The sequence below is a fragment of the Streptomyces sp. NPDC086080 genome, assembly GCF_044540255.1.
GTDB lineage: Bacteria > Actinomycetota > Actinomycetes > Streptomycetales > Streptomycetaceae > Streptomyces.
In genome coordinates this window covers 1-11021 of the sequence record NZ_JBITRU010000074.1, presented here as the reverse complement: position 1 = coordinate 11021, position 11021 = coordinate 1, and the positions used below count along the sequence as shown (strand labels likewise).

Annotated in this window: 6 protein-coding genes and 2 pseudogenes; 4 read left to right on the top strand and 4 right to left on the bottom strand. The window is 69.0% G+C overall.

From position 1 onward, the window contains the following. The first annotated feature begins 429 nt into the window (after positions 1 to 429). Complete coding sequence (locus tag ACIF9R_RS37570; protein WP_399987513.1) at positions 430 to 4140, top strand: hypothetical protein; 3711 nt, start codon at positions 430 to 432, stop codon at positions 4138 to 4140. A 104-nt stretch (positions 4141 to 4244) separates the two neighbouring features. Here the strand turns inward: ACIF9R_RS37570 and ACIF9R_RS37565 are convergent, their stop codons facing one another. After that, positions 4245 to 5390 carry a hypothetical protein gene (locus ACIF9R_RS37565; protein WP_399987512.1) on the bottom strand — a complete coding sequence of 382 codons (1146 nt, stop codon included), beginning with the start codon at positions 5388 to 5390 and terminating at the stop codon, positions 4245 to 4247. 69 nt (positions 5391 to 5459) lie between these two features. On the opposite strand from ACIF9R_RS37565, the gene ACIF9R_RS37560 reads away from it, so the two are divergent. Further along, a complete protein-coding gene (locus ACIF9R_RS37560; RefSeq protein WP_399987510.1) occupies positions 5460 to 5684 on the top strand; it encodes a transposase domain-containing protein in 225 nt (74 codons plus the stop codon). Between the two features lie 36 nt (positions 5685 to 5720). After that, positions 5721 to 6671 (top strand): annotated as a pseudogene (locus tag ACIF9R_RS37555) (IS4 family transposase); the annotation flags it as partial. 197 nt (positions 6672 to 6868) lie between these two features. Here ACIF9R_RS37555 and ACIF9R_RS37550 read toward each other — a convergent pair. Next, a pseudogene (locus tag ACIF9R_RS37550) lies at positions 6869 to 7030 on the bottom strand (RNA-directed DNA polymerase); the annotation flags it as partial. 245 nt (positions 7031 to 7275) lie between these two features. Here ACIF9R_RS37550 and ACIF9R_RS37545 point away from each other — a divergent pair. Beyond that, the gene (locus tag ACIF9R_RS37545) at positions 7276 to 8652 is read left to right on the top strand and encodes an IS1380 family transposase (protein ID WP_399987515.1); all 1377 of its coding nucleotides are present in this window, start codon (positions 7276 to 7278) and stop codon (positions 8650 to 8652) included. 163 nt (positions 8653 to 8815) lie between these two features. On the opposite strand, the gene ACIF9R_RS37540 is transcribed toward ACIF9R_RS37545, so the two are convergent. Both ACIF9R_RS37540 and ACIF9R_RS37535 read right to left on the bottom strand, forming a co-directional pair. Beyond that, positions 8816 to 9904: an IS630 family transposase gene (locus tag ACIF9R_RS37540; RefSeq protein WP_399987508.1), complete on the bottom strand. Its 1089-nt coding sequence runs from the start codon at positions 9902 to 9904 to the stop codon at positions 8816 to 8818. Between the two features lie 282 nt (positions 9905 to 10186). Then, positions 10187 to 10855: a transposase gene (locus ACIF9R_RS37535; protein ID WP_399987507.1), complete on the bottom strand. Its 669-nt coding sequence runs from the start codon at positions 10853 to 10855 to the stop codon at positions 10187 to 10189. Between the last annotated feature and the right edge of the window lie 166 nt (positions 10856 to 11021).

The window sequence follows — 11021 nt, the reverse complement described above, 5'->3', positions numbered from 1 at the left end:
ACATCCACCAACTTCGCCTTCGTCCCCTCCGACACCACCGCATTTTACGACCCAACAGCCCACGAATGCCGAGGAGTTATTTTTCGGCAGCTCCCAGGGCTCCGGCGTTTGCCTTGGATGTCCGGTTGATCATGTGATGCCGTAGAGGGCGAGGACGCGGTGGCGTTCGGTGTGGGCTCGGCGTCCGGCGGCGGTGTTGACGTACCCGGCGAGCGGTGGCGCGGCTGGGACCTGGCTGACCCCTACCGCCCAGCCTTCCCGCCACCGAGAAACCCCGTGCCACACCAGCCCGAACTGCCGGGTGAGGCCGCATGGGCCTGACCACGCACAGCACACCGACGGAGATCGGTCAAACCCGTCCCACGCGCGGCGACCCGCCTGCAAGGCTGTCGCGTCGGATCAGCCAGGCAGCAGAGCAGGAACTCCACCATGTCCTCGAACACGCCCACCTCCGCCGCACACCGCCGCGTGGACTGGAAGGCCCTCGACCGCGCCCTGGCCCCGTACTCCACTGACTCCCTGATCGTGCTGCTCCAGGCCGCGCTGGCCTCACCCGACTGCCAGCGCCTCCACGACCACCTGCTGCTGATGTTCACCCGCGTACTGCGCACTCCGCGCCGCCCCGGTGTATCCGTCGGCGCCGAGGACCTGCCCGTCCTGGTCAAGGCCGTCCTTGATGCCGCTCCGGGACGCGGAGTCCTCACCGGCCGCCACCCCAGCAACCTGCGCGCCTGTGTACGCCACCGCCTCGCGAATGAGGGGCTTTTGGTCCACCCGGGGCAGCTTGCCCACCCCCTGCTCGTTCTGCGCAGCCTGCAGCTCACCGCCCATGCCACTGACGAACCCCTTCGCGCGGCCGCCGGATTCGGGGTCGCGGATATCCTTGAACTGGCCCTGCGCCTCACCGACCGGGCCCTGACCGCGCTCACCCCCGCCTGGCCCGACCCGATCACCGGGGAGAGCGACGGGCAGGTCGCCTGCCATCTCACCCCCGCCGAAGTCGAGGCCGCCACCTTCATCGCGACCGCCGACCCCGCCGACCTGCTTCCTGTCTGCCAGCACCCGGAGCGCGCTAATCGTGCCCTGGACTGGCTGACCCGCCCGATCAAGGCCCTGCCACTGCGCTACCACCCCGACACCCCGCTGCTCGGCCCGGCGCTGGCCGTCACCGCACACGGCCGACGCCTGCCCGTCCCCGCCGGGGCGGCGACCGACGCGATCGCCCCTGCCGTCGCTCGTCTCCTGGACAAACTGCCGCCGGACAAACTGCCCGTGGCCGAGGAACGGTTGCAGGAGGCGACCGTTGCCCGGCTCGCCCAACTTCTTGGCCTGGACCACATCCCGGCCCGCCCCGACCCGGTGTGCCGCCTGTCCTCGCCCACCCACCGTTACGACATCGCCGTCGTCAGCGCGATCACCACAGGCACGCTCGGTCCACGCGTGGAGGAGGGCCGTGCCGCTCTCGCCGAGACGCCACCGGGGCGAGGCCGCCTGGTCGTCTACGGCGGACCGCGCCTCCTGGGACCCGAACTGATCAACGACACCGCCTTCCTTCACGTCGAGGAAGTCGCCGAGATCCTCCACCAATGCGCCGGCGACGTGACGCTGCTGGCACTGTTCGTCCTGGATCTCACCGAACACCCCGGCGCCCGGGCAGTGGCCTACGACGACGCCCTCGACGCATGGTCGCAATGGCACCGCGAGGCCACCTTGCTGCTTCCCGGCCCTGACCGCCAGGGGGGCACCGCCTACGCCGCCGACCACGACGAGGTCTGGGAACGCGCTGCCGCGCACGCCGAGACTGACCTCCTTCTCAGCGGTGCTGGCCTGCCCAGCGTGCGAGACTTCCAACGCGCCCGGCGCACCCCGTCGGACCTCGGCTGCGCCAGCACCTACACCGACCTCGAGCATCACTCCGCCGACGGATCCCTCCTGATCCGCACAGCCACCGTTCCCCCGATCGTCATCGTCGCTGTCCCCTCGCGGCGGCCCAGTTCTCTACTCGACGTGAGCGCCATGGCCAACCTCGCCGACTCCCTGCGCACCACCCTCACCACCCTCGATCCGGTCACCGCGCACGCGACGCTCCCCAACGGTGCGCCCCTCATCGTCGAAGTGACCGTCTCCGACGAGCCCCATCAACTCCCCGCCGACGCACTGGACGGCGTGGACGACGTCGACGTGGGGGAGCGGCTCCTGCTGCGTGCCGGCGCTGACCCGACGGCCGCGCGCATCGGTATCGTCGTCGACCCGCTGCTGCTGGCTGCCTTCGCCGGTGACGGCCACAAGGGACACCGCATCCTTGGCCGGCTCGTCCACGAGCTCATCACCCAGGTCCGCACCGGCCGCGGCGGCGGCCCCGGCACCGACGCCGACGCCTTCACCACGGCCTGGAACACCGCTCACCCCCTCCTGCGCCTGACCGGCATCACCACCTTCTGGCCCGCTACCGCCCCTGCCTACACGTTGCCGCGCACTCCGCACCTGCACGCCCGCGTTCTGCGCACCGCGGCCGCGGCCCTCCGGCGTGCCCGCGTGCCGGTCGGCAGTTGGCACGGCGCCGACGCCTGCCGCCCCGGCGGGCCCGCCGAGCAGCTCCTGCACGTACTGGAGAAGGCCCTCGCCGACCAGATCAGCGGGCACGAGCCGGCGCTGCTCAGTGAACTAGCGCGGCACCTCAACGCCGCCTGGTCGCACCGCACCCGGACGCTCGCCGAGACCGCCGCCAACCTCGCGGCCCCGTGGGCCAGCAACTGGACCGCAGAGGCCGGGCGCCGGTACGAGGATGCCGCCACGGCCACGTCCGCGCTCCAACTGCTGTTGCAGCAAGCCCTCGTCACCGCGCCCACCGGCGCCCAGCCCGTCGATGTACTCGCCGTTGCCGAGCTCGTGGCGCTCGCCGAACTCGTCCTCGACGCCGGCATCACTGCGGTCGCCGCAGCACGCCGCCTGCACGACGTGTCCCTGACTATCGATCCCAGCGGCCTGTTCTCCCTCACCACCGATCCCTGCACCGCCACTGAAGAAGCCCAGGACACCGCCGGTGCACCTCTCGGGTTCGACGCTGACGCCTACCACCGCGCCCGCCAGCAGCGGATGATCGACGCCGCCGTCAACGCCGAGCCCGCACCCCTCGACCCTGCCGCCATCCTGGCCCACACGGCCGCCCGGGCCCCCAGCGACTTCGCCGCAGCCACCCTCCCTGCGGGAAGCCAGCTCGCCCACGCCGACCGACTGCTCATCGAGCACTGGGGATGCAGTCTGGACGCAATCGGAGCCGTCCTTGCCACCGCCGCGGACTGGCTCACCAGCGACAGCGGCATCGCCATGGTGACCACCGAGACTCTGATCAACGAGAGCGCCACCTGGTCCCGCCTTCCCACCGACCACCTGCACGCTGCCGTCGACCACCTGCGCCTGCATCCCGGCAACGCCGCCGGCACCGGTGAGCACTCCTACACCGAAGTCGAGCGCCGCACCCGGCCCCTGACTCACCCCCTCATCACCGACGGCGAGGAGCTGCTCGTCCTCCCCTGGCTCGCCCACGCCTCCCGCGAGGCCTACGCCGCCTACCTTGACGAGGGCCGCCTGCCGCACCCGGGCCTGCCCACACCCGTCGGCCAGGCCCTGTCCCGCCACCGCCAGCAACTCGACCAACGCCTGGAACAGGACGTACGGGACGCCGCCCGCGCAGTGCAACTGCCCCATCGCTTCCGCCTGCTGGAAAGGACCGCCGCCGCACTCGGTGTCCCGGGCCTGGCCGGCGAGATCGACCTGCTGGTCGCTGACCCGGACAGAGGTCGCTTGTGGGTGATTGAGGCGAAGAACCCCACCGGGGCCGTCGCCTCGCACGCCGTACAGCAGCACATCAAGAAGTTCACCGCCCGCTACCGCGACAAGCTGCTCGCCAAAGCCGCCACCGTCGCCGCTCACGCATCCCGCGCGGCAGTCGCCTGCGGCATCGACGGCGAGCGGCCCTGGCGTGTTCTGCCGCTGATGGTCACGCGCACCATCGAACCGGCCGCCTTCCTCGCCGATCCCCGCGTCCCCTACACCACCGCCGACCACCTCGCCGCGGTCCTCATCCGCGTAGACGACCCCGAGCCTGGCTGGGTACCGGCCTCACCGTCACCCCAGTGACACTTGTTCGACGGCGTCAGGGCCCGACAGAAGTGTCACGGGTTGACGGTGAGGGCTCCTAGTAGAGGCCCGCACGCCCGTAAAGGCCTTCAGGGCGCAGCCTTTCACTGGTCACGCTGGGCGTGGACCACCCGACGTCGTAGTCCCTTTAGGGATACTTCGTCGCCGCAGACTGGGTCTGTCGTATGCCAGAAGTCCCACCCGTCGGTGGACAAGGTGGACTCAGGGGTATTGCGGCCTCTGACGTGGAGCTTGACCGCTCGCCCGGCAGCCGACAGCGAGGGGTAAACCTTCTCCTGGTAGCGGATCTGGCCAGTGGTCAACACGGTTGCGGTGTGTCGTTGGCCCATATAGTCACCGTGCAAGGTCGCCCCGGGGGTCACTCTGCCGGCGGCCATCATTTCCTGGAAGCCTACGTGCTTCTCATCTTCGCTGACTGCTGTCTTCCGCGATCTCGTCAGAGGTGGTTGCCCCGACGCTCGGGACTTGGGGATGGAGGACTCGACAGACGAGGGTTCGACTGGTCGAGGTGCGGGGACCGGTGCCGCCAGAGGCGCGGAGATGGCTGGAGTTACCGCCGCGCGGGGGAAGTCGAAGGTGGCGCGTACCCGTTGGAGGCTCGCCCGTAGGTCCGCGTGGGGCAACTTCGGCACGCGCTTGGCGAGCAGATCGATGAGGTCTTTGGGAGGCTCGCCGGAGGCGAACAAGTCGTTGAGAGCGAGGTTGACTTCGCGGTCAACAAAGAAGCTACGCCACAGCTCCTGGATGCGGTTGTCGCGCATGTTGTCCTTGCTCAGCAAGGACAACAGCTCGAAGGCAGCGTCGGCGTCGTCAGCGATGCGCACGGTGCGGAAGAGCTTGTGCTCGACCGGAACCGGAGCATGAGCGTTGTACACGCGCCATTCCGCCCCGTTGGTCAGGGCAACCCATTCCACACCCGCGACTGCTGCGTAGCTGATCGTCTGGTTCGCCCAGCGCGGATCGTCGAGGTTCTCCCCGATCGCCTTCGCTTCGATGAACAGCCGGGGCATGCGCATGAGGATCAGTGCGTAGTCGACGGGGTTGTCGGTCGTTCGCCGTCGGTACTCGCGGTGTACCTCGTCTGGCTCCAACACGTCCCAGCCCAGGGCGGCGATCACTGGTTCGATGAGGCCGGCTTTCGTGTTCTGCTCGCCCACCCGGCGGCCGAGGCTGCGGTAACGGCCCAGCCGATCAACGCACTGCTTCAGTGTGTCCAGTAGGTCGGTCACGTGCTGCTCCCCCGTCCTCACGCCCCAACGTCGCTTCCTTGCCCGGTGATCGTTTAGGATCCGGGGCTTATGGCTCGTGATCATGTGGTGGGGGATGGCTTCCCGGAGCGGATACGGATCGGCGCGTTGACGCGGACGTTCACGCCGGAGCTGGTGGACTTCGCGATCGAGGAGGCCGGTGCGCGGGAACGCGCGGTGAAGTCGTTGCCCGCGCGGCTGGTGGTCTACTTCACCCTCGCCATGTGGCTGTTCACCTCGGTCGGGTACGGCGGGGTGCTGCGGGAGCTGGTGTAGCACTGGCCGCTCAAGCGGGGCGAGAAGTGGCGTCCGGCATCGACAGGGTCGCTGACCAAGGCCCGCTCCCGGCTGGGGGCGGGGACGCTTCGGGTGCTGTTCGACCGGGTGCGCGGAGCGCAGGGCACGCCGGCCACGCCGGGGGTGTTCTGGCGGAACCTGCGCCTGACCTCGCTGGACGGCACCACCTTCAACGTCCCCGACAGCGCGGCGAACTCCGCCGCGTACACCCGGCCTGTGACCGGGGCCCGGCAGGGGCCCTATCCACAGGTGCGGCTGCTGGCCCTGGTCGAGTGCGGCACCCTGGCCGTGATCGCAGCGGTCTTCGACTCCCTGGCAGTCGACGAACGCAGCCTGGCCACACGCCTGTTGCCGATGATCGAGCGGGGCACACTGCTGCTGGCCGACCGGGGCTTCCCCTCCTACGGCCTGTTCACCGCAGCCGCGGGCCGGGGCGCTGAGCTGTTGTGGCGCGCGAGCGCGTCGTTCACCCTGCCCGTCATCGAGGTACTTCACGATGGCACCTATCTCTCCCGCCTCAACGGGCCACGCGGACAGCGCATCACCGTCCGGGTGATCGAGTACACCGTGCACAGCACCGCAGAGGGCGCCGACGGCTCCACCACCGAGTCCTCGGAACTGTTCTGCCTGATCACCACCCTCCTCGACCCGGACACCGCCCCGGCCACCGAACTCGCCGAGCTCTACGCACGTCGCTGGACCAGCGAAACGATCTACCGGTCGATCAAGGTCGAGCAACGCGGCGGCCGCACCGCGACCCTGCGCTCCAACAGCCCCGAAATGGTCGCCCAGGAACTGTGGGCAATGCTCTGCGTCTACCAGTCCGTACGCCACCTGGCCACCGACAGCGCGGCCCAGGACGGCATCCCACCAGCCCAGATCAGCTTCAAGCACGCCCTGCACGCCGCCCAGCGCACCGTCGGGGCGGACTTTCCCCCCTCGACGCCTGACCGCCAAGATCCGTGACATCGGCGCCGACCTGATCCGCACCGTCACCCAGCCACGGCCCGGCCGCCGATCACCCCGCGCCACCAAGGCCCGACACGTCAACTGGCCCACGCTCCAACCAGATCAACCAGCCACCGAACGCGTCACCTACACCGTCCAGCTCCACCCACTCACACCACGACCACAGTCACCCTGAAACGACCAAGGAAGCGACGTTGGGTCACCCCGGGCGTCATCGCTCCTTGATTGGAGTAGAGACGTCCGTAGGCCAACAGGTACAACTGCGGGTTGAACAATTGTCGATACAGCTCCTCGCACGGCAGGCCACGCCTGCCGCGGTCACGCAGGACACCCAGCACCGTTTCGGCGCTCTGCATTTCGCATACCTCCCAGACCGGGATGTCCGATCACCTGTGCCCCTTCGCCCTGCGGACGGCGTTACCGTCCTCCTCGGCAGGCCGTGACCCCTGCGACTACTACGGGCACTCCGTCGCCCTAGCCTCGCGCTTTCACGAGGCGGGGTTGTCCGAGGCTTGATCAAATAAGCGGAGAGTGCTCCTGACCTGCAACGATGGGACTTGTCTAGGGTCCTGTTGGCTGCATGGGAAGAAGCACTCTCCAGGTGAAGAAGCGTATCGGGTCGTACCCGCGTGTCCGCATCGAGGGCGGCGGCCGGGCGGTGGTCTCGCAGGCCGGGGGCGTGTTGCTGGTCGAGACCGTCCGCAAGGCCGGTTTGGACACCGCGATATCCGCGGCGCTGACGCCGTGGCGGAAGCCGCGGGCCGTCCACGATCCGGGGAAGATCCTGCTGGACGTGGCCCTGGCGGTGGCGCTGGGCGGGGACTGCCTGGCCGATGTCGGCATGCTGCGGGCGGAGCCGGCCATGTTCGGGCCGGTCGCCTCCGACCCGACGGTCTCCCGCCTGATCGACACCCTCGCCGCCTCCGGCGACCGGGCTCTGCAGGCTATCCGTTCCGCGCGGGCCGACGTCCGCCGATATGTCTGGCAGTTGGCTGGCCGGGAAGCGCCCGACGCGGACGGGACGGTGACCGTCGATCTCGACGGGGTGCTGGTGATCGCGCACTCCGACAAGGAGGACGCGGCCCCGACCTGGAAGCGGACCTACGGGCACCACCCGCTGATGGGGTTCGTCGATCACGGGCCGGGCGGCACCGGAGAGCCGGTGGCAGCCCTGCTCAGGCCCGGGAACGCGGGCTCGAACACCGCCACCGACCACATCACCGCCGCCCAACTGGCCCTGGCCCAGCTGCCGAAGAAGTACCGGCGCGGACGTCGGACCCTGATCCGCACTGACTCCGCGGGCGGCACCCACGACTTCGTCGCCTGGCTCGCCCGGCGGGGACGGTGGCTGTCCTACTCGGTCGGCATGATGATCACCGAGCAGGTCCACCAGCATGTGCTGAAGGTTCCGGCATCGGCCTGGACGCCGGCCGTCGAGACGGACGGAGAGATACGCGACGGCGCCTGGGTCGCCGAACTCACCGGTGACGTTCTGGACGGCTGGCCGAAGGGGATGCGGCTGATCGTCCGGAAGGAACGGCCGCACCCCGGGGCCCAGTTGCGGCTCACGGACGCGGACGGCATGCGGCTGACCTGCTTCGCCACCAACACCGTCGGCCGGCCGATCGCCGAGCTCGAGCTCCGTCACCGGCTGCGAGCGAGGGCCGAGGACCGCATCCGGGCCGCCCGGGCCACCGGCCTGCGGAATCTTCCTCTGCACCGCACCGCGCAGAACCGGATCTGGCTGGAGATCGTGCAGATCGCTCTCGACCTGCTGGCCTGGATGCCGATGCTCTCGCTTACCGGCAGGGCCAGGCTCTGGGAACCCCGCCGTCTGCGGCTCCGCCTGTTCACCACAGCCGGACAGCTCGTCACCACCGGCCGTCGGCGGATCCTCCGCCTGGCACGGCACTGGCCCTGGACCGGTCACATCACCGCAGCCCTCGACCGGCTCACCCAACTGCCCGACCCCGGCTGACCAGCGAAATCACCCGTCCCTACGACAGCACCTCAACACCCGGAGCAGTGGAACCCGGCGCCCTCCCGAGACGACACTCGGGTCCTCGGCCTGCCCAGCCTCAGCCCACAGCAACAAGAACGGTCCACCGACTCCGTCGGCGGACCGTCACGAAACTTCGAGGCTAGTGTCCTGAGTCGTTAATTCGTGTGCAGTATGCGGCGAGGGTGTCGAGGATGTCGTCGGCGGTTTTCGTCCAGACGAACGGCTTGGGGTTCTTGTTCCACTCGTTGATCCAGCCGCGGATGTCCCGTTCGAGTTCGATGACGCTGCGGTGGGCCGAGCGGCGGAGTTTGCGACAGGTCAGCTCGGCGAACCAGCGCTCGACGAGGTTGAGCCAGGACGCCGAGGTGGGAGTGAAGTGCAGATGGAAGCGGGGATGACGCAGCAGCCACTTCTTGACCGGCTCGGTCTTGTGGGTGGCGGAGTTGTCCAGGACCAGGTGGAGTTCGAGGTCCTTGGGGACGGCGGCGTCAATGACCTTCAGGAAGCGGAGGAACTCCTGGTGGCGATGGCGGCGGTAGTGCTGGGCGATGACCGATCCGGAGGCGATGTCCAGGGCGGCGAACAGGCTGGTCGTGCCGTGCCGAACGTAGTCGTGCGTCATCTTCGCCGGCGTGGTCGGCGCCATCGGCAGCACGGGCTGGGTCCGGTCCAGGGCCTGTATTTGCGACTTCTCGTCCACCGCCAGGACCAGGGCGTTCTCCGGCGGGGACAGGTAAATGCCCACCACGTCGCGGACCTTGGTCACGAACTGCGGGTCGGTCGACAGCTTCCAGGTCTCCACGATGTGCGGCTTGAGGCCGAACGCCCGCCAGATGCGCGAGACAGCCGACTGCGACATCCCCGCCGCCCCAGCCATCGAACGCGTCGACCAGTGCGAATCACCCGTCGGCGGCGCCTGATCGAGCGTCCTTGCGACCAGGGCCTCGACCTGCTCGTCCGTGATCTTCCGCGGCGCCCCCGACCGCGGCCGGTCCACCAGGCCCTCCAGCCGGTCCGCGGCAAACCGGGACCGCCACTTGCGCACCGTCTCCCGCGAGACACCCAAGTCATCCGCGACCCGCGCGTTCGACAGGCCGGCCGCGCACGCCAGTACGATCCTCGACCGCAGCACCAGCGCCTGAGAGGCGGTCCGCTTGCGCAACCAGCCCCGCAGCACCCGGCGTTCGTGATCGGACAACTCCAGCGGCAACGGCTTGGGACCAGGCACCGCCCCACCCTACAACCGCAAGCGAACTAACGACTCAGGACACTAGGACTCGCGTCCCGTAGGCGATCCCATGTTCGTCTCCGACGTACGTAACAGCGTGATGTAGGCGCCCCACTCATCCCCTTGACCGCTCTGACTGAGCGTCGCGTCGCCGTCCGGAAGGTGCGGCGGCCACACCATCAAACCGCCGCAGACGACGACACCGGCATCGGACGCCGTGCCGGTGGAGTCTTCGTTGCCTCCGCTGGGGATTAGGGTTCAGGCAATCCAGCTTTCGCCATGTCACGCGGGCCACCTGACGCACCGCCCGTAGCGTCTCGGCGCGGCCGTCAGTTTCCTGACATGCTCTTGTCCCGTCACCGTTTCCGGATCGGGTAAGTCATCAGGCCCAGGAACCTCCTCCCAAGTTCCTCCCGGCTGAGCCGGGGATACGTCAGAGCGCCTCATGGCGCACTGGAAGCCGAAGGTGCCCTTGAACGTGCCGGTGGCGCCCTGTTTCCTGGAGGCCGCGGTGATGACCGTGGCGTCCATGCCAAGCACGATCCAGCCCTTCAGATGCCGCCCCGCGACGGTCAGATACGGGAAGCCGCCGGGCCGCAGGTGCAGCAGCGTCCAGACATGGCGACGCACCCGCTGTCGTACCTTCGCGATCTGTGCGCGCCTCGTCTCGTCCGTCGTGGACAGCAGCCGGTGCAGCGTGGAGTCCGACACTGCCGGTCCGAACAGGGAGCCGTGGTGGAGCTGGAGCTGCTCGGCCTCCAGCAGATTCGTGGCGCCGAGCGCGATCGCGACGACGAGGCCGACGAGCGCGGTTGCCCGGTCCCGCCACGACGAGGTCGTGCCCGACGGCAGCACTCCCGCCAGCGCGTCGGTCAGGCCGACGCGGTCGGCGAGCTTGCGCAGCAGCACCACCCCTGCATGCCCGACCAGCCCTTTCCCATCGGCCGTCACAGACAGACCGCGGTCCCACCCTGTACGCTCGCTCACCAGAAAGGTGCCCTGACTCCTGCGCCGGATTTGATCTAGTACTCCAGCCGTAGATCGTGATCTTGCCGGTGGGGTCGGCTGAGAGACAGGTACAGCCACCGCTGATCATCGGTGTGTGAAGACTGAAGAT